This is a genomic window from Pseudomonas sp. UTLPPB19802, assembly GCF_059730225.1.
The window spans coordinates 7,188,800-7,212,013 of record NZ_AP048545.1 but is presented as its reverse complement, the minus strand read 5'-3'; the positions used below and the strand labels follow the sequence as shown (position 1 = coordinate 7,212,013).

General features: G+C 63.2%; 25 protein-coding genes. 7 read left to right on the top strand and 18 right to left on the bottom strand.

From position 1 onward, the window contains the following. Positions 1-44: 44 nt before the first annotated feature. A complete protein-coding gene (locus AC6I6U_RS31925) occupies positions 45-563 on the top strand; it encodes an acyloxyacyl hydrolase (RefSeq protein ID WP_497879905.1) in 519 nt (172 codons plus the stop codon). Positions 564-574: 11 nt separating this feature from the next. Here the strand turns inward: AC6I6U_RS31925 and AC6I6U_RS31920 are convergent, their stop codons facing one another. From AC6I6U_RS31920 to AC6I6U_RS31875, 10 genes are all read right to left on the bottom strand, one after another. Next, positions 575-1,843 (bottom strand): class I SAM-dependent methyltransferase, encoded by a 1,269-nt coding sequence (locus AC6I6U_RS31920; RefSeq protein WP_497879904.1) that lies wholly within the window; start codon positions 1,841-1,843, stop codon positions 575-577. Beyond that, complete coding sequence (locus AC6I6U_RS31915; protein WP_497879903.1) at positions 1,830-2,630, bottom strand: DUF1365 domain-containing protein; 801 nt, start codon at positions 2,628-2,630, stop codon at positions 1,830-1,832. The genes AC6I6U_RS31920 and AC6I6U_RS31915 overlap by 14 nt, the downstream gene beginning before the upstream one ends. Further along, on the bottom strand, positions 2,627-3,868 hold the full coding sequence (locus AC6I6U_RS31910; protein ID WP_497879902.1) for an NAD(P)/FAD-dependent oxidoreductase: 1,242 nt from the start codon (positions 3,866-3,868) through the stop codon (positions 2,627-2,629). The genes AC6I6U_RS31915 and AC6I6U_RS31910 overlap by 4 nt, the downstream gene beginning before the upstream one ends. After that, the gene (locus AC6I6U_RS31905) at positions 3,865-4,647 is read right to left on the bottom strand and encodes an SDR family NAD(P)-dependent oxidoreductase (protein WP_497879901.1); all 783 of its coding nucleotides are present in this window, start codon (positions 4,645-4,647) and stop codon (positions 3,865-3,867) included. The genes AC6I6U_RS31910 and AC6I6U_RS31905 overlap by 4 nt, the downstream gene beginning before the upstream one ends. After that, positions 4,644-5,066: a nuclear transport factor 2 family protein gene (locus AC6I6U_RS31900; RefSeq protein ID WP_497879900.1), complete on the bottom strand. Its 423-nt coding sequence runs from the start codon at positions 5,064-5,066 to the stop codon at positions 4,644-4,646. The genes AC6I6U_RS31905 and AC6I6U_RS31900 overlap by 4 nt, the downstream gene beginning before the upstream one ends. Continuing rightward, positions 5,059-6,504: a deoxyribodipyrimidine photo-lyase gene (gene phrB, locus AC6I6U_RS31895; RefSeq protein ID WP_497879899.1), complete on the bottom strand. Its 1,446-nt coding sequence runs from the start codon at positions 6,502-6,504 to the stop codon at positions 5,059-5,061. The genes AC6I6U_RS31900 and phrB overlap by 8 nt, the downstream gene beginning before the upstream one ends. 18 nt (positions 6,505-6,522) lie before the next feature. Next, entirely contained in the window at positions 6,523-7,458 is a 936-nt protein-coding gene (locus tag AC6I6U_RS31890) for a MerR family transcriptional regulator (RefSeq protein WP_497879898.1), read from the bottom strand. A gap of 2 nt (positions 7,459-7,460) precedes the next feature. Then, positions 7,461-8,429: a YbgA family protein gene (locus tag AC6I6U_RS31885; protein ID WP_497879897.1), complete on the bottom strand. Its 969-nt coding sequence runs from the start codon at positions 8,427-8,429 to the stop codon at positions 7,461-7,463. A 113-nt stretch (positions 8,430-8,542) separates the two neighbouring features. Then, positions 8,543-8,761, bottom strand: coding sequence for a TIGR02450 family Trp-rich protein (locus AC6I6U_RS31880; protein WP_497879896.1), 219 nt, complete (start codon positions 8,759-8,761; stop codon positions 8,543-8,545). After that, entirely contained in the window at positions 8,758-9,744 is a 987-nt protein-coding gene (locus AC6I6U_RS31875; protein WP_497879895.1) for an NAD(P)/FAD-dependent oxidoreductase, read from the bottom strand. The genes AC6I6U_RS31880 and AC6I6U_RS31875 overlap by 4 nt, the downstream gene beginning before the upstream one ends. 188 nt (positions 9,745-9,932) lie before the next feature. Between AC6I6U_RS31875 and AC6I6U_RS31870 the strand changes: the two genes are divergently transcribed. Together AC6I6U_RS31870 and hemH are read left to right on the top strand one after the other, a co-directional pair. Continuing rightward, the gene (locus AC6I6U_RS31870; RefSeq protein WP_497879894.1) at positions 9,933-10,835 is read left to right on the top strand and encodes a TIGR01777 family oxidoreductase; all 903 of its coding nucleotides are present in this window, start codon (positions 9,933-9,935) and stop codon (positions 10,833-10,835) included. Between the two features lie 13 nt (positions 10,836-10,848). After that, positions 10,849-11,874, top strand: a complete 1,026-nt coding sequence (gene hemH, locus AC6I6U_RS31865) for a ferrochelatase (RefSeq protein ID WP_497879893.1) — start codon at positions 10,849-10,851, stop codon at positions 11,872-11,874. A 170-nt stretch (positions 11,875-12,044) separates the two neighbouring features. Here the strand turns inward: hemH and AC6I6U_RS31860 are convergent, their stop codons facing one another. Together AC6I6U_RS31860 and upp are read right to left on the bottom strand one after the other, a co-directional pair. Continuing rightward, positions 12,045-13,316, bottom strand: a complete 1,272-nt coding sequence (locus tag AC6I6U_RS31860; protein ID WP_497879892.1) for a uracil-xanthine permease family protein — start codon at positions 13,314-13,316, stop codon at positions 12,045-12,047. A gap of 2 nt (positions 13,317-13,318) precedes the next feature. Then, positions 13,319-13,957, bottom strand: coding sequence for a uracil phosphoribosyltransferase (gene upp, locus AC6I6U_RS31855; RefSeq protein WP_497879891.1), 639 nt, complete (start codon positions 13,955-13,957; stop codon positions 13,319-13,321). Positions 13,958-14,144: 187 nt separating this feature from the next. Here upp and AC6I6U_RS31850 point away from each other — a divergent pair, with 187 nt between their 5' ends. The 3 genes from AC6I6U_RS31850 to AC6I6U_RS31840 all read left to right on the top strand — a co-directional run bounded on the left by AC6I6U_RS31850 (position 14,145) and on the right by AC6I6U_RS31840 (position 16,190). Then, entirely contained in the window at positions 14,145-14,702 is a 558-nt protein-coding gene (locus AC6I6U_RS31850) for a hypoxanthine-guanine phosphoribosyltransferase (protein ID WP_497879890.1), read from the top strand. A gap of 3 nt (positions 14,703-14,705) precedes the next feature. Continuing rightward, complete coding sequence (locus AC6I6U_RS31845) at positions 14,706-15,179, top strand: WbuC family cupin fold metalloprotein (RefSeq protein ID WP_497879889.1); 474 nt, start codon at positions 14,706-14,708, stop codon at positions 15,177-15,179. 69 nt (positions 15,180-15,248) lie between these two features. Next, on the top strand, positions 15,249-16,190 hold the full coding sequence (locus AC6I6U_RS31840; RefSeq protein WP_497879888.1) for an AEC family transporter: 942 nt from the start codon (positions 15,249-15,251) through the stop codon (positions 16,188-16,190). Between the two features lie 304 nt (positions 16,191-16,494). Here AC6I6U_RS31840 and AC6I6U_RS31835 read toward each other — a convergent pair whose 3' ends face one another. The 6 genes from AC6I6U_RS31835 to gatC all read right to left on the bottom strand — a co-directional run bounded on the left by AC6I6U_RS31835 (position 16,495) and on the right by gatC (position 21,901). Further along, positions 16,495-16,875, bottom strand: coding sequence for a carboxymuconolactone decarboxylase family protein (locus tag AC6I6U_RS31835; RefSeq protein WP_497879887.1), 381 nt, complete (start codon positions 16,873-16,875; stop codon positions 16,495-16,497). A gap of 11 nt (positions 16,876-16,886) precedes the next feature. Continuing rightward, a complete protein-coding gene (locus AC6I6U_RS31830; RefSeq protein WP_497883150.1) occupies positions 16,887-17,939 on the bottom strand; it encodes a calcium/sodium antiporter in 1,053 nt (350 codons plus the stop codon). A gap of 50 nt (positions 17,940-17,989) precedes the next feature. After that, positions 17,990-18,361 (bottom strand): septal ring lytic transglycosylase RlpA family protein, encoded by a 372-nt coding sequence (locus AC6I6U_RS31825; protein WP_497879886.1) that lies wholly within the window; start codon positions 18,359-18,361, stop codon positions 17,990-17,992. Between the two features lie 189 nt (positions 18,362-18,550). Further along, positions 18,551-19,996: an Asp-tRNA(Asn)/Glu-tRNA(Gln) amidotransferase subunit GatB gene (gene gatB / locus AC6I6U_RS31820; RefSeq protein WP_497879885.1), complete on the bottom strand. Its 1,446-nt coding sequence runs from the start codon at positions 19,994-19,996 to the stop codon at positions 18,551-18,553. 149 nt (positions 19,997-20,145) lie between these two features. Continuing rightward, positions 20,146-21,597: an Asp-tRNA(Asn)/Glu-tRNA(Gln) amidotransferase subunit GatA gene (gatA, locus tag AC6I6U_RS31815; RefSeq protein WP_497879884.1), complete on the bottom strand. Its 1,452-nt coding sequence runs from the start codon at positions 21,595-21,597 to the stop codon at positions 20,146-20,148. Between the two features lie 16 nt (positions 21,598-21,613). Continuing rightward, a complete protein-coding gene (gene gatC / locus AC6I6U_RS31810; RefSeq protein ID WP_497879883.1) occupies positions 21,614-21,901 on the bottom strand; it encodes an Asp-tRNA(Asn)/Glu-tRNA(Gln) amidotransferase subunit GatC in 288 nt (95 codons plus the stop codon). A 210-nt stretch (positions 21,902-22,111) separates the two neighbouring features. Here gatC and mreB point away from each other — a divergent pair, with 210 nt between their 5' ends. Then, on the top strand, positions 22,112-23,149 hold the full coding sequence (gene mreB, locus AC6I6U_RS31805; protein WP_002555108.1) for a rod shape-determining protein MreB: 1,038 nt from the start codon (positions 22,112-22,114) through the stop codon (positions 23,147-23,149). Positions 23,150-23,214: the final 65 nt, after the last annotated feature.

The following is a 23,214-nucleotide window of genomic DNA, read 5'->3' as shown; positions in this document are numbered from 1 at the left end:
GTCTTTCTCGCTGTAAAACATCCATTTGAAATAGGACATTTCTGATGAAGCGATTGCTTTGTCTGGCCGCGTTGACGGCTGCGACCCTGGTGTATGGCGTGACGGCACAAGCGGCTGGAGTCGAGTTCTCGGTCGGCCAGACCAGCGATTCGACCCAGGCCTATCGCCTGGGCCTGCAATGGGATTGGGACAAGAGCTGGCTGCAAAGTGATGTCGGTCGCCTGACCGGCTACTGGAGCGGTGCCTACACCTACTGGGATGGCGACACGGCAGCGAGCAACCACAGCCTGTCGTTCTCGCCGGTGTTCGTGTACGAGTTTTCCGGGGCGTCGGTGAAACCCTACATCGAGGCCGGGATTGGTGTTGCGGCGTTCGCCCATACGGAAATCGAGGACAACAAGCTGGGATCGTCTTTCCAGTTCGAGGATCGCATCGGTTTCGGCCTGCGTTTTGCCGGAGGACATGAGCTGGGTATCCGCGCCACCCACTATTCCAATGCCGGCATCCGCCAGCCGAATGACGGTACCGAGAGCTACGCCCTGCATTACACCATGCCCCTGTAGCGGATCCTCGCTCAGCCTGGGAGGCGCCCGAGCAGCGGCTGCGGGCGCGCCGCCGGCTTGGCCAGCAGCAATTGCGCATTACCCAGCGTGCGTTCGAGAAAACCGCCCTCGCAATAACACAGGTAGAACTCCCACAGGCGCAGGAAATGCTCGTCGTAGCCCAGCTCGCCCAGGCGACCATGGGCCAGTTGGAAGTTCTCGTGCCACAGGCGCAGGGTGCGCGCATAGTGTAGGCCGAAGTCTTCCATGTGCAGCAGGTTCATGTCGGTGTGTTGTCCGACGGTTTCGAGGAGCTTCTGGACGCTGGGCAGTGCACCGCCTGGAAAGATGTAGCGCTGGATGAAATCGACGCTGTTTTTCGCCTGCTCGTAACGTTGTTCACGGATAGTGATCGACTGCAGCAGCATCAGGCCATCGTCCTTGAGCAGGCGGGCGCATTGCTGGAAATAGCCGGGCAGGAAACGGTGGCCGACCGCTTCGATCATTTCGATGGATACCAGTTTGTCGTACTGGCCAGTCAGGTCCCGGTAGTCCTCCAGCAGCAGGGTTATCCGGTCCTGCAGGCCAAGGGCCTCGACGCGTTGCCGGGTGTAGGCCAATTGTTCGCGGGACAGCGTGGTGGTGGTGACCTTGCAACCATAGTGCTGGGCGGCATGGATGGCCATGCTGCCCCAGCCGGTGCCGATTTCCAGCAGATGGTCGTCCGGCTTCAACGCGAGTTTCTGGCAGATCCGCTCCAGTTTGTTCAACTGGGCCTGTTCCAGGCTGTCTTCGGGGCTGAGGAACTGCGCCGCCGAGTACATCATGGTCGGATCGAGAAACTGCTCGAACAGTTCGTTACCCAGGTCGTAGTGAGCGGCGATGTTCTTGCGCGAGCCTTCGCGGGTATTGCGATTGAGCCAGTGCAGAGCCTGGATGAAGGGTCTCCCGAGCAATGCCAGGCCACCTTCCATGGCATCGAGCACGTCGAGGTTGCTGACGAACACACGGACCACTGCGGTCAGGTCGGGGCTGGTCCAGTAGCCATGGATGAAGGCCTCGCCGGCACCGATCGAGCCGTTGCTGGCGACCAGGCCCCAGGCCGCCGGGTCCTGGATATGGATCTCCCCCAGCAGGCCGCCGGGCTGGCCGAACAGTTGGCGCTCGCCGTCCTCGATCACCAGCAACTGGCCGTGACGCAGTGAACCCAGGTGGCGCAGCACGCCGCGGCGCAATAGGCCGGTGGTCAGTTGGTTGGCGCTCCACAGGTTGCTCCGGGTCACCAGGCTAGGGCTTCTCATGACGTTGTTCCTCGTGTTGCGCGGTGGCAATGCTGAAGGCGCCATCGGCAGCCTGATGGGAGAAAATCGGTGTGCGCTTGAGCAGCAGGCGCAGGGCCTGCCAATAGATCGACAGGCAGGTCTTGGCGCTCATCCAGGGGAAGTGCCACAGATAGCGGTGCAGGCTGGCGCGGCTGAGGGGCTCGCGTTGCAGGTCGAGGGTGGCATCGAATAGCTTCAATTCGCCCTGCCAGTCGGCCATGTGGACGCCGAGCCGTTCGGTCGGCTGGCTGAAACTCATGCGGTATTGCAGGTCGCGGGGCAGGAACGGCGAGACGTGGAAGGACTTGGCGGCCGTGACATGCTGATGGCCTTCACCATTGGCGGCGAGCACGTAGTGGTAGCGCTCGCCCCACGGCGTATTGGTCACTTCGCAGAGAATCGCCGCCAGGCGCTCGTCGCGGTCGAAGCAGTAGAAGAAACTCACCGGGTTGAACGACAGCCCCCAACTGCGTGGTTGGGTCAGCAGGCGTACTGCGCCTTGCGGAGCCTGGCCGAGGGCCTGGGCGACCTGCTGGCGTACCGCGTCAATCAGCGGCATGCCCTGGCGGGTGAAGGCGCACAGGTAGTCGGTCTCGCGCCAGGCGAACGGGGCGAAGCGGCTGCGGCCGGCCAACGTTGAAAGGCCAAGCACACTGTCCTGTTCGGCGAGGTCCAGGTACAGCAGGCCGATCCGATAGCGGAAGGCATGGCGACGGGGAGCGAAGCGCCGGTGGCTGATCCAGCCGCTGTACAGGGCGCTGTTCACAGCCGTTCCCCAAAGGCTTCGGCGACCCGCAGGGCGCTGTTGACGCCATCCTCGTGGAAGCCGTTGGCCCAGTAGGCGCCGCAATAGTAGGTATGACGATCGCCATGTAACTCCGCCCAGCGTTGCTGTGCGGCGATGGAGGCCAGGCTGTACTGCGGATGGGCGTAGGTGTAGCGGGCCAGGACCTTGCCTGGGTCGATATCCGCCGTCTGGTTGAGGCTGACGCAGAAGGTGGTATCGCTGGCGATGCCCTGGAGGATGTTCATGTTGTAGGTCACCGCCGCCTGGCGCTGGCCGCCGAGGCGATAGTTCCAACTGGCCCAGGCCAACTGGCGCTCCGGCAGCAGACGGGTATCGGTATGCAGCACCACCTCGTTGTCGGCGTAGGGCAGGGCGCCGAGGATCTGCCGTTCGGTGGCACTGGGCTCGGCCAGCAGTCTGAGGGCCTGGTCGCTGTGGCAGGCGAACACCACCTTGTCGAAGCGCTCGCTGCCGGCGGCGCTGTGGATAACGACGCCTTGTTCGTCGCGCTCGACTTGAGTCACCGGGCAGTTCAGGCGGATGCTCTCGCGAAAGCTGGCGGTCAGCGGCGCTATATAACGACTGGAGCCGCCCTCGATCACCCGCCATTGCGGCCTGTCGTTGACCGACAGCAGGCCATGGTTCTTGAAGAAACGGACGAAGAACTGCAAGGGGAAACCGAGCATGTCCGCCAGTGACATCGACCAGATGGCCGCGCCCATCGGCACGATGTAGTGCTGGATGAAACGTTCGCCGTAGCGGCGCTCGCGCAGATAGGTGCCGAGGGTGGTGTCGGCGGCGATACGCTGCTGCTCGAGGTCGTCGAGGGCCTGGCGATTGAAGCGCAGGATATCGCGCAGCATGCCCCAGAAGGCTGGCGAGAGCAGGTTGCGGCGTTGGGCGAACAGGCTGTCGAGGGTGTTGCCGTTGTATTCCAGGCGGGTCGCCGGGTCGTGCACCGAAAAACTCATCTCGGTGGGCTTGTGGCTGACGCCGAGTTGGCCGAGCAGGCGGATGAAGTTCGGGTAGGTCCAGTCGTTGAAAACGATGAAGCCGGTATCGATGGCATGGTGCTGCCCGGCGACCGTGACGTCGACCGTGTGAGTGTGGCCGCCGATCCAGTCGGCCGCTTCGAACAGGGTGATCGAATGCTGCCGGTTGAGCAGGTAGGCGCAGGTCAGGCCGGAGATGCCGCTGCCGATCAGGGCGATCCTCATGAACGGTCCTCGGTCTGCTGGCCGTTGCGCGCCATGCGCTTGCCGATTGCCAGCTGCAGGCGTCGGGGCAGGAGTGACAGCGGCCAGAGCCCGGCCATGAACAGTGCCGGAAAGGAAATTTCCAGCGGTCGCTTGGGCAGCCTCTCGCAAATGTGCTCGGCAGCCTTGTCGGCGGGCCAGCTCAGCGGCATGGGGAAATCATTCTTGCGGGTCAGCGGGGTGTCGACGAAGCCGGGGCTGACAAGGGTGACATCGATTCCCTCGTGGGCCAGGTCGATGCGCAACGACTCGAACAGATACCGCATGCCGGCTTTCGAGGCCCCATAGGCTTCGGCGCGGGGCAGTGGCAGGAAGGTAACGGCACTGGCGATGCCGACCAGGTGCGGCCGGTTGCCGGCCCGCAGCAGCGGCAGGGCGGTCTCGATGCAGTAGCTGCTGGCGAGCAGGTTGGTGCGTACCACCCGTTCGATGACTGCGGCGTCGAACTCCCGGGCATCGACGTATTCACAGGTCCCGGCGTTGAGAATCACGGTATCGAGGGCGCCCCAGGCCTGTTTGATGCGCTTGCCGATTTCACGCACCTGCTGGCTATCGGTCAGGTCACCGGGGACCGCGAGTACCTGGCCCGGATAACGCCCGGCGAGGGCTTCGAGGGCTTCGCTGTTGCGTGCGCTGACGGCCAGTTGGGCGCCGCCCTTGAGCAGCACTTCGGCGATGGCCGCGCCAATACCGCTGCTGGCTCCGGTCAGCCAGATCCGGTGGGTGAGCTTCGTGCTCATGTCATTCTCCTTTTCAGCCAGGCGGTGGCCCAGCCCAATAACGGCAGGTGGTCGTAGAGCAGGGCGCCAGCATCGAAGTAATCGCGATGACGGTAGACCTTTTCGATCCACAACAGGTGGGAACAGCCCTCGACGTGGATCGGTCTGCCCCCTGACAGTCTCGGATGACGGTAGCTCATGTTCCAGCGCAGGTAGCCTTCGCCCTGGCAAATTTGGTCGAAAGCGTGGAAATTGAACTCAACTTCGCTGACATTGCTGTACAAATCAGCGAAATAGCGCCGTAGCTCCGGGCGGCCGCGGACGTCGTGCAGCGGGTCGGTGAAGTGCACGTCGACGCTGTAGAGGTCGTCGAGCAGGTCCAGGTTGTGCTTGTCCAAGGCGCAAAAACGCTGGGCGAAATCGCAGAGGAACTCACTCATGCGGGCCTCCGGGCTCTTGGCGGGATGGCAGGCTCTTGAAGGCGGCCAGGGCGCGTTCGCGGCTGCTGGCCAGGTCGACGATCGGCTGTGGATAACCGGCAATGCCGAACAGGCCACCGAGGGCGGCCGGGTTGTGTATGTCCTTTTTGTTCAGTGCCGCCAGTTCCGGCAGCCAGCGTTTGATGAACAGCCCCTCGCTGTCGAATTTCTGCGATTGGCTGATCGGATTGAAAATGCGGAAGTAGGGCGCCGAATCGGTGCCGGTGGACGAACTCCACTGCCAGCCGCCGTTGTTGGCTGCCAGGTCGCCGTCGATCAGGTGGCGCATGAAGAAGCGTTCGCCTTCGCGCCAGTCGATCAGCAGGTTCTTGGTCAGGAACATCGCCACCACCATGCGCAGGCGGTTGTGCATCCAGCCGGTGTCGAGCAACTGGCGTATGGCGGCGTCGATGATCGGCAGGCCGGTACGGCCTTGTTGCCAGGCCTCCAGGTCTTGCGGTGCGTGGCGCCAGGCCAGGGCCTCGGTCTCCGGGCGGAACGCGCGATGGCGCGAGACCCGTGGATAACCGACCAGGATATGTTTGTAGAACTCGCGCCAGAGCAGTTCGTTGATCCAGGTGACGGCGCCGACATTGCCGCTGTCGAATTCGCCCTGGTTGCTTTGCAGCGCCGCATGCAGGCACTGTCGTGGTGAGACCACGCCGGCGGCGAGATAGGCGGAGAGCTGGCTGGTGCCGGGCTTGGCCGGGAAGTCCCGTTCACCCTGGTAGTAGTCGATCTGCTGGTCGGCGAAGCTTTCCAGGCGCCGCCGGGCTTCGTCTTCACCGGCAGGCCAGAGGTCGCGCAGGGCCTGGCTGGGGCTGGCAAAGCCGTCGATCGCGGTGGGAATAGGGTCACTGCGCAGTGACAGTGACGCCTGTGCCGCAGGTGCTGGAACCAGCGTCGGCAAGGCGCCGTGCAGACGGCTGTAGCAGACCTTGCGGAACTGGCTGAACACTTGGAAGTAGCCGCCGGTACGGGTCAGTACACTGCCGGGACGGAAGAACAACTGGTCGAGATGGCTGTGGAAATCGATGCCCTGGGCTTCGACGGCCTTGGCCACGGCACGGTCGCGGCGGGTTTCATGCACGCCGTACTCTTCGTTGACGTGTATCGCATCGATCCCGAGGGATTGGCACAGCTCAAGCAGGACGGCAGGAGCCTGGTCCCAGGTGTCCGCCTGGCGAACCAGTAGTGGAATGTTCAGCTCGGCCAGCGCCTGGCCCAGCTCCCGCAGGTTGCGCAGCCAGAAGTCGATCTTGCAGGGCGCGTCGTCATGGGCCAGCCATTGTCCGGGGGTGAGCAGATACACCGCCACCGTGGGTCCGCTGCGAGCCGCGGCGCTCAGGGCGGTGTTGTCATGCAGGCGCAGGTCGGTGCGCAGCCAGAACAATTGCATAGTCATTCCTTGGGGGCTTCAGAGCAGGCCGAGCCGGGTCAGGCCCTGGCAGGCCGCAAGCGGGTCCTGGGCGAGGCTCAGGCCGGGATATTCGTCGGTACAGGCGGACAGCTCGCTGGCATGGATGCACACCGAGGCACCGGCGATCAGTATCGGTGTCTCGATCCCGTTGATCAGTCTGGGCAAGGTCGCCAGGTTCAGGGTCTTGCTGGAGTACAGGAGCAGTGCGCGAGCCTTGATCTGCTCGACCGCCAGGGCCAATTCACCGGGCGGCACCGGCCAGTCGAAGACTTCCACCGGGCAGTCCGCGCTGCTGGCCAGCCAGGCTGTGAGCCAGAGATGCGGTTCGAGTGGCAGGTCCGACTGATTGACCAATAGCAGTGGCTGGCCCCTGAGCTGACGGTTGTTGTGATAGATGCGTGCGCCCAGCTTGCTGCGTAGCCAGGAGTAGAAGAACGACCGTTCCATCTGTCCACCGAACTGGCCTTGCCAGCGCTGTTCGAGTTCGGCCAGCAGTGGCATCAGCAGTTGCTCGCAGACGGTGCGTGGCGGGTACAGCGACATCGCCTGGTTGAAGCGGTCGTCGACCTGGCGTTCGTCCAGGTTGCCAATGGCCTGGATCAGTTCCTGGTGCAAGCGGTGCCAGTCGTTTTCCGGTACCTCGACAGGAGGTTGCGGTGCATCGAGCAATTGCTTGACCTGGCGCACCGCCACACCGCGGTTCAGCCAGGTCAGGATGGCCTGGATACGTTGCACGTGGTCGGCGGAGAACAGCCGGTGCCCCTTGGCCGTGCGATGGGGCACGATCAGGCCATAGCGGCGTTCCCAGGCGCGCAGGGTGACGGCGTTGACGCCGGTTTGCCGGGCCACTTCGCGAATCGGCAACCAGCCGGCCGCCAGGGCGCTGACATAATCGGGATGGGACTCATCGTCCTCGGGGAGGGGTTTGGACATGGTCAGATCGAGTTTCGCAGGCTGAGGTTTTCCGGATGGGGTTGCAGGTAGACCTGCAACCCCACGTAGGGATCGGGGTGTTGACGGAAGTGGTGCTTGAGCAGGGTCAATGGCACCACCAGCGGGACGATGCCTTGGCGGTACTGGCTGATGACCTGCTGCATCTCCTGCTTGTCTTCGCGGCTGATCGATTGCTTCAGGTAGCCGCTCAGATGCTGGAGGACATTGGTATGGGTGCGGCGGGTCGCGCATTTTCTCAACGCGGCCATCAGCTCGCTGAAGTAGCGCGGACCGAGCTCGTTCGGGTCCGAGTCGCCCATGCTGCCCAGCAAGTGGCCCAGCACCTTGTACTGCTCCGGGTTGTGAGCCATCAGCAGGTACTTGTAGCGCGAGTGGAAGTCGGTCAGGGCGCGTCGGCTCAGGCCCTTGGCGAGCAGTCGTTGCCAGTCGGCGTAGGCCAGTACCCGGGTCAGGAAGTTCTCCCGCAGCACCGGATCGTTCAGACGTCCTTCCTCTTCCACCGGCAGGTCGGGATGCAGGGAACAGAAGGCGGCAGCGAACAGGCCGCGTCCGGCATGCTCGGCAGGACGTCCGCGGTCCTGGTAGACCTTGACCCGTTCCAGCCCGCAGGACGGTGATTTCTGCATGAAGATGTATCCGCAGATATCCGTCAGTTCGCCTGCCATGCGGGTGCCATAGTCGATCAGCGCCTGGCTGACGTCCTGCTCCGGGTGAACCGTGCCTACGGCCCTGGGCTGCTGTGGGTCACCGACCAGGCGGATCGGTTCACGCGGTGCCCCCAGGCCGATCGCCATTTCCGGGCAGACCGTCAGGAAGTCGAAATGCTCGCTGAGGATTCGGCTACACAGCCGCGATTCCTTGTGCCCACCGTTGTAGCGCACCTCGTCGCCCATCAGGCAGGCGCTGATGGCAATCTTCGGTTTGGGGGAGAAGCCGCTGGGCGTAAGCATTGCAGAACCTCGACGATTTACTTGTACAGGAATCAATTCCTGTACAACTAGGTTTCATCATAGATTCTGCCTTGTACAAGTCAAATACTTTGTACAGGATTTCCTGGGCCGGCTTATCGCCAACCCATATGCCATCGCTCGGCGTCCTGCAGGTTTTGCCAGGGGATTCGCTGGTTGCGTCGGGTCAGCACCGCTTGCAGTTCAAGCTCCAGCAACAGCGTGCCGGTTTCATCATGGAACAGCTCGGTGACCAGAAAGTGTTTCTCGCGGTTCCGGGGCTGGGCTGCCGTCCATTTCGACAGCAGCAGCTTGCGCGGGTTGATGCGATTCACGCCAGGTGTTCCAGTAATCGGCGGGCCGCTTCCTGGCCACTGAGCCAGGCCCCTTCGACCCGACCGGACATGCACCAGTCGCCACAGACGTACAGGCCCAGGTCGGCGTCGGCCAGCGCGCCCCATTCGCGGGCGCCGGCTGGCCGGGCATAGAGCCAGCGGTGGGCGAGGGTGAAGGCCGGGGCGGGCATGGTGATATGCAGCAGCTCGGCGAATGCGCCGTGCAGATGCTCGATCACCGACTCCCTGGACAGATCCAGGTGCTGCTTGCTCCAACTGCTGGTGGCGTGCAGGACCCAGGTGTCGAGATGATTGTCGCGTCCCGGCTTGCTGCGGTTGCGGGCCAGCCAGTCGAGTGGGCTGTCCTGTACGAAGCAGCCCTCCATCGGCGTATCCAGTTCGGTCTCGAACGCCAGGGCGATCGCCCAGGTCGGTTCCATCTGGACTCCGGCGGCGGCTCCGGCGAGTTTCGGCGCGGCGGCCAGCAGGGCGGTTGCCTGGGAGGCTGGCGTGGCGATGACGACATGGCTGAACGGGCCATGGGTGACCCCTTCGGCATCCTGCAGGTGCCAGTGCTGCTCACCGCGGAACACGTCGGTGATCCGGCAACTGAAATGGCTGTGCAGGTCGCCGAGCAGGCCGCGGGTGATGGCGCTCATGCGCGGGGTACCGACCCAGCGGGTCTGTTCGTCCGGCGAGAGGTTGAGCTGGCCGTTCTGCCAGGTGTAGAGCTTGGGGTCCCATTCGGCGACCCAGCCTTGTGCCTGCCAGCGCTGCACCTCGTTGACGAAGCGCCGGTCGCGAGCGGTGAAATATTGGGCGCCCATGTCCAGCGACCCGGCGTCGCTGCGCTTGCTCGACATGCGCCCGCCGCTGCCGCGGCTCTTGTCGAACAATTGGATGGCATGCCCGGCATCGTGCAATGCGCGAGCGGCTGAAAGTCCGGCGATACCGGCACCGATTACTGCGATAGGTACAGTCATAGGGACCTCGTTACCTGTTTGCACAGACTACGCCGTCGGTAAAACCTGTACAATCCTATTTTTAGGTATAAGTCTCGACGTTCCTGTCGTCTGAAGCTGTCCTATTGTTAAATCAGTCGAAAAGAAAAGAACCCTGCTTATAAAAGTAGACTAACGCTCCAGGCAAAACGTTACGCGAGGACGCTTTCATGCACATATTGCTGACAGGCGGTACTGGTTTGATCGGGCGTCGGTTGTGCGAGCACTGGTTGGCACAGGGGCATCGCCTGACGGTCTGGAGTCGCCGGCCGGCGGAGGTCGCCCGGCTGTGCGGCGCGCAGGTACGGGGCGTGCGCCATCTGGAAGATCTCGCCGGAGAGCCATTGGATGCAGTGGTGAACCTGGCTGGTGCACCGATTGCCGAGCGACCCTGGACCCACCGGCGCAAGGCGCTGCTCTGGAGCAGCCGGGTCCAGTTGACCGAAACCCTGCTGGCCTGGCTCGAAGGCCTCGAACAGCGCCCGGCGGTGTTGATTTCCGGGTCGGCGGTGGGCTGGTATGGCGACGGGGGCGAGCGTGAGCTGGCCGAAGATTCACCGCCGGTCAGCGAGGATTTTGCCAGCCAGTTGTGTATTGCCTGGGAGGAGACTGCGCAACGTGCGCAGGCCCTCGGCATGCGCGTGGTGCTGCTGCGGACCGGACTGGTGCTGGCGGCCGGGGGCGGCTTTTTGTCGCGCCTGCTGTTGCCGTTCAAGCTGTGCCTGGGCGGCCCGATCGGCAACGGTCGGCAGTGGATGCCGTGGATACATGTGCAGGACCAAATTGCCCTGATTGATTTTCTTCTGCACCGCAGCGATGCCAGCGGTCCCTATAATGCCTGCGCACCGAAGCCGGTGCGCAATCGCGAGTTCGCCGAGGCGCTGGGCCGGGTGTTGCACCGTCCGGCACTGATCCCGCTGCCGGCGCCGCTCCTGCGGGTTGGCCTCGGCGAAATGTCGCTGTTGCTGCTGGGTGGCCAGCGTGCGCTGCCCAAGCGCCTGCTGGCGGCCGGGTTCGAGTTTCAGTTTAACGATCTGCCCGCGGCCCTCGACGATCTGTCGGGTCGCCTCTGACATAGGACATTGCATGACCGATCACGCGTTGCTACTGGTCAACCTGGGTTCGCCGGCTTCCACTTCGGTGGCCGATGTGCGCAGCTATCTCAATCAGTTCCTGATGGACCCGTATGTGATCGACCTGCCCTGGCCGATCCGGCGCCTGCTGGTGTCGCTGATCCTGATCAAGCGGCCCGAGCAGTCGGCCCATGCCTATGCCTCGATCTGGTGGCACGAAGGTTCGCCGCTGGTGGTGTTGAGCCGACGCCTGCAGCAGCAGATGACGGCCCAGTGGACCCAGGGGCCGGTCGAACTGGCCATGCGGTATGGCGAGCCGTCGCTCGAGTCGGTGCTGACCCGGCTGGCCGGGCAGGGCATTCACAAGGTGACGCTGGCGCCGTTGTATCCGCAGTTCGCCGACAGCACCGTGACCACCGTGATCGAGGAGGCGCGACGGGTGGTCAGGGAACGGCGGCTGGACGTGCAGTTCTCCATCCTGCAGCCGTTCTACGATCAGCCGGAATATGTCGATGCCCTCGTTGCCAGTGCCAAGCCGCACCTGGAACAGGGTTTTGATCATCTGCTGTTGAGTTTCCACGGCTTGCCCGAGCGCCACTTGACCAAGCTCGATCCTACCGGCAGCCACTGTCTCAAGGATGCAGACTGCTGTCGGAACGCATCGCCAGCGGTGCTTGCCACCTGCTACCGGGCGCAGTGCCTGCGCACTGCAGCGGCGTTTGCCGAGCATATGGGGCTGCCTGACGGCCAGTGGTCGGTGTCGTTCCAGTCTCGACTGGGACGTGCCAAGTGGATCGAGCCCTACACCGAGGCGCGCCTGGACGAGTTGGCCAAGGCCGGCGTGAAGAAACTGTTGGTGATGTGCCCGGCGTTCGTCGCCGACTGCATCGAGACCCTGGAAGAGATTGGTGACCGTGGGCGCGAGCAGTTCATCGAGGCGGGGGGGGAGGAGTTGGTGCTGGTGCCGTGCCTGAACGATGAGCCGCAGTGGGCGGTGGCGCTGAACAAGCTCTGCGAGCGAGCTCCGTTGGCCCCATAGGCCTTTGTGGCGAGCGGGCTTGCCCGCGTTGGGCGCGAAGCGGCCCCGAATGTGTGGTTTCAGGTTTTCGGGGTGTCCGGTTTTACGGCGGCTTTGCCGCCGAGCGCGGGCAAGCCCACTCGCCACAGGCCCGCTCGCCACAAGGGGGGGCTCGTGGCGAGCGGTAGCGATTACACCAGCGGTTCGTCGCCCTTTTTCTTCCAGCCGTCATTACCTGGCAGGATCAGGTTCAGCGCGATCGCGACGACGGCGCACAGGGCGATGCCCTTGAGGCCGAAATCGTCGGGACCGGTGCCGCTACCGACCAGCACGCCGCCGATACCGAATACCAGCGTGACCGAAACGATCACCAGGTTGCGTGCTTCGCCCAGATCGATCTTGTGGCGAATCAGGGTGTTCATGCCCACCGCCGCGATCGAGCCGAACAACAGGCACAGGATTCCGCCCATCACCGGTACCGGAATGCTCTGCAGCAGCGCGCCGAACTTGCCGATGAATGCCAGGCTGATGGCAAACACCGCCGCCCAGGTCATGATCTTCGGGTTGTAGTTCTTGGTCAGCATCACCGCGCCGGTCACTTCGGCGTAGGTGGTGTTGGGCGGGCCGCCGAACAGGCCGGCTGCCGTAGTGGCGATGCCGTCACCCAGCAGGGTGCGATGCAGGCCGGGTTTTTTCAGGTAGTCACGACCGGTCACGCTGCCGACCGCGATCACCCCACCGATATGCTCGATGGCCGGAGCCAGGGCGACCGGGACAATGAACAGGATCGCCTGCCAGTTGAACTCCGGTGCGGTGAAGTGTGGCAGGGCCAGCCAGGGCGCTGCGGCGATCTTCGCGGTGTCGACCACGCCGAAGTAGAACGACAGGGCGAAGCCTACCAGTACACCGGAAATGATCGGTACCAGGCGGAAAATCCCCTTGCCGAACACCGCGACGATCAGGGTGGTGAGCAGGGCCGGCATGGAAATCAGCATCGCCGTGCGATAGGGAATCAGTTCGCTACCGTCGCCGGCCTTGCCCATCGCCATGTTCGCGGCAATCGGCGCCATGGCCAGGCCGATGGAGATGACCACCGGACCGATCACCACGGGCGGCAGCAGGCGGTCGATGAAACCGGTACCCTTGATCTTCACCGCCAGGCCCAGGAAGGTGTAGACGAAACCTGCCGCCATCACGCCGCCCATGGTCGCGGCGAGGCCGAACTGGCCCTTGGCGAGAATGATCGGGGTGATGAAGGCAAAGCTCGACGCCAGGAACACTGGCACCTGGCGGCCAGTGACCAGCTGGAACAGCAGAGTCCCAAGGCCCGCCGTGAACAGCGCAACGTTCGGGTCCAGGCCGGTGATCAGCGGCATCAGCACCAGTGCGCCAAAAGCTACGAAGAGCATCTGCGCGCCGGACAGCACCGTGCGCCAGAGCGGGTCGTTGAACTCATCCTGCATGTTCAGGCGTCCTTCTGTTTGGTGCCGAAGATCTTGTCACCGGCATCGCCCAGGCCTGGGATGATGTAGCCATGTTCGTTCAGTTTCTGATCGACGGACGCGGTGTAGATGGTCACGTCCGGGTGGGCCTTCTCGACCACGGCGATACCTTCCGGCGCGGCGACCAGCACCATGGCGCAGATGTCCTTGCAGCCGGCTTTCTTCAACAGGTCGATAGTGGCGACCATCGAACCACCGGTGGCGAGCATCGGGTCGATGATCATCGCCAGGCGCTCGTCGATTTCCGGTACCAGTTTTTCCAGGTAGGTATGGGCTTCGAGGGTTTCCTCGTTGCGGGCAACGCCCACGGCGCTGACCTTGGCGCCCGGAATCAGGCTGAGCACGCCTTCGAGCATGCCGATACCGGCACGCAGGATCGGCACTACGGTAATTTTCTTACCGGCGATTTTCTCGACTTGTACGGTGCCGCACCAGCCTTCGATGTCATAGGCTTCGAGGGGTAGATCCTTGGTTGCTTCATAGGTCAGCAACGCTCCGACTTCCTGGGCAAGCTCACGGAAGTTCTTCGTGCTAATGTCTGCGCGGCGCATAAGGCCGAGCTTGTGACGGATCAGCGGATGGCGGATCTCACGGATGGGCATAGGGAAAGGCTCCGACGGCGGGCAAAAAAACCGGCCTAGATTAATCTATCCGGGGTTTATGTCCTATAGACCCGTAGTACGTTAGTCCAGAAACGCTTGATCTGACCTGCGCGGGTGCGTACCTTTGCCCGCTTTTCTTGCGCAGCCCCCTGCGCAAGTTCCATTTGAGCACCTTTTGGAGAGCGCCATGTCCGCTGATCTCGAGCATATCCGTCAAGTCATGCGCGAAGCCGACTGCCTGTACACCAACGCTGAAGTCGAGGCGGCTATCGCCCGCGTCGGCGCCCAGATCAATGCCGAACTGGCCGAGCGCAACCCGGTGGTGTTCTGCGTGATGAACGGCGGCCTGATCTTCTCCGGCAAACTGCTGACCCACCTCGACTTCCCGCTGGAAGCGTCCTACCTCCATGCGACTCGCTATCGCAACGAGACCAGCGGCGGCGAACTGTTCTGGAAGGCCAAGCCGGAAGTTTCGTTCATCGACCGTGACGTGCTGATCATCGACGACATTCTCGACGAGGGGCATACCCTGGGTGCGATCATTGACTTCTGCAAGCACGCCGGTGCCCGCCAGGTGCACACCGCCGTGCTGATCGACAAGGAACACGACCGCAAGGCCCGTCCGGACCTCAAGGCCGACTACGTTGGCCTGCCGTGCATCGACCGCTACATCTTCGGTTATGGCATGGACTACAAGGGTTACTGGCGCAACGCCGCCGGTATTTTTGCCGTCAAGGGCATGTAACCCATGGCCGCGCCCAGCTTTCTCGACTCGGCGTTGTTCGCCGACCTGGCCGCGAAAGCTGCGGCCAGCCCTCGTGGGCGTACGCACCACAACTTCCACGAGATGGACGAGCCGTGCCACCGCATGGCCGTCGGCCTGCAGCCGAGCACCTATGTGCCGCCCCACCGGCACCTGAGCGCGGACAAGGCGGAAACCCTGCTGGTGCTGCGCGGTAGCCTGGGCCTGCTGGTGTTCGACGAGGCTGGTCAGGTAGTTGCTCGGCGCGTCCTGCAGGCGGGCGGCGAGTGCCCGGCGGTGGACCTGCCGGCCGGGGTGTTCCACGGTCTGGTGGTGCTTGAGCCCGATACCGTGATGTTCGAGTGCAAGGCCGGTCCGTATCGTCCGGTGGGCGAGGGCGAGATGGCCGCATGGGCTCCGCGTGAAGGCGATGCCGGCGTGGCCGAGTATCAGGCCTGGATGCGTGCGCAGTTCGACTGACGTATGCGCAGAACGGCCGGCTTTGCCGTATCATTAGCCTCCTAACGACAGGCAACGGGTTCTCAGGGCATGCTGGCCATCTTTCTCGGTACATTGACCATCACCGCGCCGGTCTTCGCCATGTTGTTCCTCGGCGTGGCGCTCAAGCGCGTGGGTTGGATCAACGACAACTTCATCCACACCGCTTCGGCACTGGTGTTCAATGTCACCATGCCGGCGTTGCTGTTCCTCGGGATTCTTCACGCCGACTTGCATTCGGCGCTCAAGCCTGCGGTGCTGGGCTATTTTGTCGTCGCGACCCTGGTGACCTTTGCCGGCGCCTGGGGTTGGGCGATCTGGCGTTGTCCCCGGGAGGACCGCGGGATCTACACCCAGGGAGCCTTTCGCGGCAACAACGGGGTGATTGGCCTGGCCCTGGCGGCGAGCATGTATGGTGACTATGGGATTTCCCTGGGGGCGATCCTCGCTGCGCTGGTGATCCTGTTCTACAACACCCTGTCGACTATCGTCCTGGCGGTCTATAGCCCGGTGATCAAGTCCGATCCGTGGAGCATCTGCAAAAGCGTGTTGAGCAACCCGCTGATCATCAGCGTGATTGCGGCGGCGCCCTTTGCCTATTTCCAGATCGGCCTGCCGGGTTGGCTGGAGACTTCCGGCAACTACCTGGCGCAGATGACCTTGCCGCTGGCGCTGATCTGCATTGGCGGCACCTTGTCCCTGGCGGCGTTGCGCAAGAGTGGCGACATGGCGCTGAGTGCCAGCCTGGTGAAGATGGTCGGCATGCCGCTGTTCTCCACGCTGGGTGCCTGGCTCTGTGGTTTTCGCGGTGCGGAGCTGGGGATTCTGTTTCTCTACTTCGCCAGCCCGACGGCGGCGGCCAGTTTTGTCATGGCCCGCGCCGCCAACGGCAACCACGAACTGGCAGCCGCCATCATCGTGATCACCACGCTGATGGCGGCGGTCACGACGAACATCGGGATCTTTGTGCTGCAGTGGGGCGGCTGGATCTGAGCCGGTCTGCTGGTGAGCCGGCGAGGTGGCGAGCGGGCTTGCCCGCGCTGGGGTGCGAAGCAGCCCTGAAACCAGCCGACGCGGTGTGCCAGCCAAGACGGCGTCGCAGTGTCTGCGGCTGCTTCGCAGCCGAGCGCGGGCAAGCCCGCTCGCCACAGGTAGCCACAGCTGTAGTCAGAGGAGGCCGCAGGTAGCCACAGCTGGGGTCAGCTGAAGCCGCAGGTAGCCACAGCTGGAGTCAGAGGAGGCCACAGGTGGTCACAGCTACAGCTACAGGAAGCCAAAGCCACATGATGTCTTTCGGTCAGTCGGCTTTCTGATAGGTGTCGATGACTTCCTGGGCGGCACGGAACGCGTCGATCGCCGCCGGCACGCCGGCATACACCGCGCAATGCAACAGGGCCTCGCGGATTTCCTCGACGGTGCAACCGTTGTTCAGGGCGCCGCGGACGTGGCCCTTGAGTTCCTGCGGGCACTTGAGGGCGGTGAGCGCGGCCAGGGTAATCAGGCTGCGGGTCTTGAGCGGCAGTCCGTCGCGATTCCACACGCTGCCCCAGGCATGTTCGTTGACGAAGTCCTGCAGCGGCTGGCTGAATTCGGTGGCATTGCCCAGGGCACGGTCGACGAACGCATCGCCCATGACCTGGCGGCGCATCTCGACTCCGGGTTTTTTCTGATCGGTCATTGCGTTAGCTCCTAGGAATGTTGGCGGCGCCAGGCTCGCAGCGTACTGAAAAGCAGATACGCCAACAGCGCCGGCAGTATGAAGAACAGCATCAGGTGTTCCAGGCGCACCGCCATCGGCATGCCGGTGGTGAACCACACCACGTGTAGCCCGTAGGCCAGGTACAGACCCAGAAACAGCAGGCCTTCGGCGCGAGTGATGCGATAACCGGAGTAGAACACCGGCCAGCACAGTACCGCGACGCCGAGCATCACTGGCAGGTCGAACGATAGCGCGTTGGGGGAGACCGATAGCGGCTCCGGGGCGACCAGCGCGGTCACGCCGAGCACGCCCAGCAGGTTGAACAGGTTGCCGCCGATCACGTTACCGACGGCGATATCCCGCTGGCCGCGCAGGGCCGCGATCAGTGACGTGGCCAACTGTGGCAGTGAGGTGCCGACCGCGACCACGGTCAGGCCAATGATGCGCTCCGACAGTCCCAGTTCGGTCGCGACATCCACGGCGGCGTCGAGCAGCAAGTGGCCGGCGAGGGCCAGCAGGGCCAGGCCCAGCAACATCCAGCACACACTGCTGATCCACGGTGCGCGCAGGCGCTGCGGGTGCTCGGTGGACGGATGAGTCGACTGGCCGTGCTGCGAGGTGCGCAGCAGCAATCCCAGGTACAGCGCAAAGATCACCAGCATCAGTACGCCATCGAAGCGGCTCAGCTCTTCATTGAGGGCCAGGCCGAAGACCAGCAGGCTGGCGACGATCATCAGCGGGATATCCAGGCGCACCAGCTGTCGCGATACCCGCAGCGGGATGATCAGCGCCGAGAGGCCGAGGGTGACCAGGGTATTGAAGATATTGCCGCCGATCACGCTGCCGACGGCGATGTCGGCGTTTTCCTGGATGGCCGCCTGCAGGCTGACGGCCATTTGCGGGGCACTGCTGCCGAAGGCCACGATGGTCAGGCCGATCAGCAGCGACCGCACCCGCAGGCTCGCGGCCAGGCGCACGGCTGCACGCACCAGCAGTTCGGCGCCGATGACCAGCAGTAGCAGGCCGCCCAGCAGTTGCAGCAGGCTAAGGATCGGTAGATGGGTCAATCCGAAAATGGTGGGGCTCCCCGGAGTCAGTCGCTGAGGCTTTGCACGCGCACGCGCGCGGTACCGCTTTGTAGCATGCCCAACTGTTCGGCGGCTTGTCGGGAAACATCGATCAGGCGCCCACGGGTATGCGGGCCGCGATCATTGATACGGACCACGACGCTGCGGTCGTTGGCGAGGTTGGTGACTTTTACCCGGGTGCCGAAGGGCAGTTGGCGATGGGCGGCGGTCAGGCCGTTCTGGTTGAAGGGTTCGCCGCTGGCGGTGCGCTTGCCGTGGTGCTGGCGACCATAATAGGAGGCGGTGCCGGTCTCATCGTAGCCGCGCGGGTCGATATCGTGAGTGGCGCAACCGGCCAGCAGGCTGAGGAAGGCAAGGGCGGCGAGCAGGCGTCTCATCAGGTGTCCTCGGTGGAGCTAAGATTGCGCATCTGTGGCGAGGGGGCTTGCCCCCGTTCGGCTGCGTAGCAGTCGTAAAACCAGGCAGCTCATCTCTCCTGAGGCTCTGAGTGTGCTGGTTTCAGGGCCGCTTCGCTGCCCAACGGGGGCAAGCCCCTCTCCACAAGGGGCCTGTACCGTTGGGTGCTATCAGCCTTCGAGCTTGCTTTTCAGCAGTTCGTTCACCTGTTGCGGGTTGGCCTTGCCCTTGGAGGCCTTCATCGCCTGGCCGACGAAGAATCCGAACATCTTGCCGCGCTTGGCTTCGTCCGCCGCCCGGTACTGCTCGACCTGCTCGGCGTTGGCCGCCAGCACTTCGTCCAGCACCTTCTCGATTGCACTGCTGTCGGTCACCTGTTTCAGGCCGCGGGCCTCGATCACCTGGTCGGCGCTGCCTTCACCGTTGGCCATGGCCTCGAACACGGTCTTGGCGATCTTGCCGGAAATGGTGTTGTCCTTGATCCGCAGCAGCATGCCGCCCAGTTGCTCGGCGGTGACCGGCGCCTGGTCGATTTCCACGCCCAGCTTGTTCAGCAGGCTGCCCAGTTCGACCATGACCCAGTTGGCTGCCAGCTTGGCGTCGGCGCTGATGGCGACTACCTGTTCGAAGTACTCCGCCTGCTCGCGGCTCGACGCCAGGACGCTGGCGTCGTACAGCGACAGGTTGTATTGCGACTGGAAGCGCTCGCGTTTCTGCGGTGGCAGTTCCGGCAGGTTGGCGCGTACCTCATCCAGGAACGAGTTCTCGATGACCACCGGCAGCAGGTCCGGATCGGGGAAGTAACGGTAGTCGTTGGCTTCCTCCTTGCTGCGCATGGCGCGGGTCTCGTCCTTGTTCGGGTCGTACAGGCGGGTTTGCTGGATAACCTTGCCGCCGTCCTCGATCAGCTCGATCTGGCGCTGTATTTCGCTGTTGATCGCCTTTTCGATGAAACGGAACGAGTTGACGTTCTTGATCTCGCAGCGGGTGCCGAACTCGACCTGGCCCTTGGGGCGTACCGAAACGTTGCAGTCGCAGCGCAGCGAACCTTCGGCCATGTTGCCGTCGCAGATACCCAGGTAACGCACCAGGGCGTGGATCGCCTTGACGTAGGCCACGGCTTCCTTGGCGCTGCGCATGTCCGGTTCGGAAACGATTTCCAGCAGCGGCGTGCCGGCACGGTTCAGGTCCACGCCGGTGAAACCGCCGAGGTCTTCGTGCAGGCTCTTGCCGGCATCTTCTTCCAGGTGCGCGCGGGTAATGCCGATGCGCTTGACCGTGCCGTCTTCCAGGGTGATGTCCAGGTGGCCCTTGCCGACGATCGGCAGTTCCATCTGGCTGATCTGGTAGCCCTTGGGCAGGTCCGGATAGAAGTAGTTCTTGCGGGCGAACACGTTGTGCTGGCCGATCTCGGCGTCGATCGCCAGGCCGAACTTCACCGCCATGTGCACCGCTTCCTGGTTCAGCACCGGCAGTACGCCGGGCATGCCCAGGTCAACCAGGCTGGCCTGGGTGTTGGCTTCGGAGCCGAAGGTGGTCGAGCTGCCGGAGAAAATCTTCGATTGGGTGGCGAGCTGGGTATGAATCTCCAGCCCGATCACGACTTCCCATTGCATGGTGTTTTCCTCGAAATCTTTCCAGGGGACTTTTGAAGCGTTACGAGCGAAGGTAGGGCAAGGCGAAAGCTGACGAGTAAGCGGAGTTGACATTGGTCAATGAGCATTACGAGTCAGCTTTCAACGCAGCCATACCGAGCGCAGTAGCTTCAAAACCCCTGGGGGGTGCGGGTGTGCCAGTCAGTGTTCAACTGATACTGGTGCGCAACGTTGAGCAAGCGGCCTTCCTGGAAATACGGGGCAAGCAATTGCACGCCGACCGGCAAACCGTCGACGAAGCCCGCTGGCATGGACAAGCCCGGCAGGCCCGCGAGGTTGGCGGTGATGGTGTAGAAGTCTTCCAGGTACTCGGCAACCGGATCGTTGTTCTTGGCGCCGATCTTCCAGGCCGGGTTGGGCGTGGTCGGGCCGAGAATCACGTCGACTTCCTTGAAGGCGTTCATGAAGTCGTTCTTGATCAGGCGGCGGATTTTCTGCGCCTTGAGGTAGTAGGCGTCGTAGTAGCCAGCCGACAGGGCGTAGGTACCGACCATGATCCGGCGCTGCACTTCGGCACCGAAGCCTTCGCGACGGGAGCGCTTGTACAGGTCGGTGAGGTCCGCCGGGTTCTCGCAGCGATGGCCGAAGCGCACGCCGTCGAAACGCGACAGGTTGGAAGAGGCTTCGGCCGGAGCGATTACATAATAGGCAGGGATCGCGTGCTGGTTGTTCGGCAGGCTGATTTCCTTGATCACCGCGCCGAGTTTTTCCAGCTCCTTGACGCTGTTGTGCACCAGCTCGGCGATACGCGGGTCGAGACCGGCGCTGAAGTATTCCTTCGGTACGCCGATGCGCAGGCCCTGCAGCGAGTCGTTCAGGCTGGCGCTGTAGTCCGGCACCGGCTCATCGATACTGGTAGAGTCCTGCGGGTCGAAACCAGCCATGCCCTGCAGCAGCAGCGCGCAGTCTTCGGCGGTGCGGGCCAGCGGGCCACCCTGGTCGAGGCTGGAGGCGTAGGCGATCATGCCCCAGCGCGAGACGCGGCCGTAGGTTGGCTTGAGGCCGGTGAGGTTGGTGAATGCCGCCGGCTGGCGGATCGAGCCGCCGGTGTCGGTCGCGGTGGCCGCAGGGAGCAGGCGCGCGGCAACGGCCGCGGCCGAACCGCCGGACGATCCGCCGGGCACGTGCTCCAGGTTCCACGGGTTCTTCACCTTGCCGTAGTAGCTCGACTCGTTGGCCGAACCCATGGCGAATTCGTCCATGTTGGTCTTGCCGAGGGTCACTGCGCCGGCGGCGGCGAGCTTGGCAACCACGGTGGCGTCGTAGGGCGCCTTGAAGTTGTCGAGCATCTTCGAGCCGCAACTGGTGCGTACACCCTGGGTGCAGAACAGGTCCTTGTGGCCGATCGGCGCGCCGAGCAGGGCACCGCTTTCGCCATTGGCGCGACGCACGTCGGCAGCCTTGGCCTGTTGCAGGGCCAGTTCCTCGGTTAGGCTGATGAAGCTGTTGACCTGCGGGTCGAGCTGGGCGATACGCGCCAGCAGGGTACGGGTCAGTTCTTCGGCGGAAAACTTCTTGTCGGCGAGTCCGCGGGCGATCTCGGCCAGAGTCATTTGATGCATTGCAGGCTCTTTCCCTTTAGTCGATGACTTTCGGAACCAGGTACAGGCCGTTTTCGACCGCTGGTGCGATGGACTGATAGGCCTCGCGGTTATTGCGCTCGGTCACGGCGTCGACGCGCAGGCGCTGGCTCGCTTCCAGAGGGTGGGCAAGGGGTTCGATACCATCGGTATCGACAGCCTGCATCTGGTCGACCAGACCCAGGATGCTGTTCAGAGCTTCAGTGGTGCGTGGAATATCGTCTACGACCAGGTCCAGGCGGGCCAGGTGAGCGATCTTTTCCACGTCGGAGCGATCAAGCGCCATGGGAATCTCCAGTGGAAAACAAAACGGAAGCTGTCCGTGTGTTAGATTGGCGGAACACTACCGCATTTCTACGGTCACATGGCCGCGATTGTATGGGATGGTGCTCGGAAAAACGCCTAATTTAACATATTGGCGCCTTGCCCAAAATCCCCGTCGTTGTTAGAGTTTGCCGCACTTTTTTACCCACGCGTTGCCCAGGGTCCCTTTCCAATGTTCAAGAAACTGCGTGGCATGTTTTCCAGCGATCTTTCCATCGACCTGGGTACAGCCAACACCCTTATTTACGTGCGCGAGCGCGGTATCGTCCTGAATGAGCCATCGGTTGTTGCGATTCGCACCCATGGCAACCAGAAAAGTGTCGTAGCCGTCGGTACCGAAGCCAAGCGCATGCTCGGTCGTACGCCGGGCAATATTGCCGCCATTCGTCCGATGAAGGACGGTGTGATCGCCGATTTCAGCGTCTGCGAGAAGATGCTGCAGTACTTCATCAACAAGGTTCACGAAAACAGCTTCCTGCAGCCAAGCCCTCGCGTGCTGATCTGCGTTCCTTGCAAGTCGACCCAGGTCGAGCGTCGTGCCATCCGTGAATCGGCCCTGGGCGCCGGTGCTCGTGAAGTGTTCCTGATCGAGGAACCGATGGCTGCAGCGATCGGTGCCGGCCTGCCGGTCGAGGAAGCCCGTGGCTCGATGGTCGTCGATATCGGTGGCGGTACCACTGAAATCGCACTGATTTCCCTGAATGGCGTGGTTTACGCCGAATCCGTACGTGTCGGCGGCGACCGCTTCGACGAAGCGATCATCACCTACGTGCGTCGCAACTACGGCAGCCTGATCGGTGAGTCCACCGCCGAGCGCATCAAGCAGGAAATCGGTACTGCCTATCCGGGCGGCGAAGTCCGTGAAGTCGACGTGCGCGGTCGTAACCTGGCCGAAGGTGTACCACGTGCCTTCACTCTCAACTCCAACGAAGTGCTCGAAGCCCTGCAGGAATCCCTGGCGACCATCGTCCAGGCGGTCAAGAGCGCCCTGGAGCAGTCGCCTCCGGAACTGGCTTCGGACATCGCCGAGCGTGGCCTGGTGCTGACCGGTGGTGGTGCACTGCTGCGTGACCTCGACAAGCTGCTGGCCCAGGAAACCGGCTTGCCGGTGATCGTTGCCGAAGACCCGCTGACTTGCGTGGCTCGCGGCGGTGGTCGTGCCCTGGAAATGATGGACAAGCACACCATGGACCTGCTCTCCAGCGAGTGAGTTCGCTGGCAGGCGCTATGACGGTCCGTTCACAGGCAGCACTTTGCAGTGCTGCCTGTTGCGTT

Bases quoted from the DNA above. Each gene is read 5' to 3' on its own strand.
- AC6I6U_RS31925 (WP_497879905.1), top strand. From the start codon at position 45: ATGAAGCGATTGCTTTGTCTGGCCGCGTTGACGGCTGCGACCCTGGTG.
- AC6I6U_RS31920 (WP_497879904.1), bottom strand. From the start codon at position 1,843: ATGAGAAGCCCTAGCCTGGTGACCCGGAGCAACCTGTGGAGCGCCAAC.
- AC6I6U_RS31910 (WP_497879902.1), bottom strand. From the start codon at position 3,868: ATGAGGATCGCCCTGATCGGCAGCGGCATCTCCGGCCTGACCTGCGCC.
- AC6I6U_RS31905 (WP_497879901.1), bottom strand. From the start codon at position 4,647: ATGAGCACGAAGCTCACCCACCGGATCTGGCTGACCGGAGCCAGCAGC.
- AC6I6U_RS31900 (WP_497879900.1), bottom strand. From the start codon at position 5,066: ATGAGTGAGTTCCTCTGCGATTTCGCCCAGCGTTTTTGCGCCTTGGAC.
- phrB (WP_497879899.1), bottom strand. From the start codon at position 6,504: ATGCAATTGTTCTGGCTGCGCACCGACCTGCGCCTGCATGACAACACC.
- AC6I6U_RS31890 (WP_497879898.1), bottom strand. From the start codon at position 7,458: ATGTCCAAACCCCTCCCCGAGGACGATGAGTCCCATCCCGATTATGTC.
- AC6I6U_RS31885 (WP_497879897.1), bottom strand. From the start codon at position 8,429: ATGCTTACGCCCAGCGGCTTCTCCCCCAAACCGAAGATTGCCATCAGC.
- AC6I6U_RS31875 (WP_497879895.1), bottom strand. From the start codon at position 9,744: ATGACTGTACCTATCGCAGTAATCGGTGCCGGTATCGCCGGACTTTCA.
- AC6I6U_RS31870 (WP_497879894.1), top strand. From the start codon at position 9,933: ATGCACATATTGCTGACAGGCGGTACTGGTTTGATCGGGCGTCGGTTG.
- hemH (WP_497879893.1), top strand. From the start codon at position 10,849: ATGACCGATCACGCGTTGCTACTGGTCAACCTGGGTTCGCCGGCTTCC.
- AC6I6U_RS31860 (WP_497879892.1), bottom strand. From the start codon at position 13,316: ATGCAGGATGAGTTCAACGACCCGCTCTGGCGCACGGTGCTGTCCGGC.
- upp (WP_497879891.1), bottom strand. From the start codon at position 13,957: ATGCCCATCCGTGAGATCCGCCATCCGCTGATCCGTCACAAGCTCGGC.
- AC6I6U_RS31850 (WP_497879890.1), top strand. From the start codon at position 14,145: ATGTCCGCTGATCTCGAGCATATCCGTCAAGTCATGCGCGAAGCCGAC.
- AC6I6U_RS31845 (WP_497879889.1), top strand. From the start codon at position 14,706: ATGGCCGCGCCCAGCTTTCTCGACTCGGCGTTGTTCGCCGACCTGGCC.
- AC6I6U_RS31840 (WP_497879888.1), top strand. From the start codon at position 15,249: ATGCTGGCCATCTTTCTCGGTACATTGACCATCACCGCGCCGGTCTTC.
- AC6I6U_RS31835 (WP_497879887.1), bottom strand. From the start codon at position 16,875: ATGACCGATCAGAAAAAACCCGGAGTCGAGATGCGCCGCCAGGTCATG.
- AC6I6U_RS31825 (WP_497879886.1), bottom strand. From the start codon at position 18,361: ATGAGACGCCTGCTCGCCGCCCTTGCCTTCCTCAGCCTGCTGGCCGGT.
- gatB (WP_497879885.1), bottom strand. From the start codon at position 19,996: ATGCAATGGGAAGTCGTGATCGGGCTGGAGATTCATACCCAGCTCGCC.
- gatA (WP_497879884.1), bottom strand. From the start codon at position 21,597: ATGCATCAAATGACTCTGGCCGAGATCGCCCGCGGACTCGCCGACAAG.
- gatC (WP_497879883.1), bottom strand. From the start codon at position 21,901: ATGGCGCTTGATCGCTCCGACGTGGAAAAGATCGCTCACCTGGCCCGC.
- mreB (WP_002555108.1), top strand. From the start codon at position 22,112: ATGTTCAAGAAACTGCGTGGCATGTTTTCCAGCGATCTTTCCATCGAC.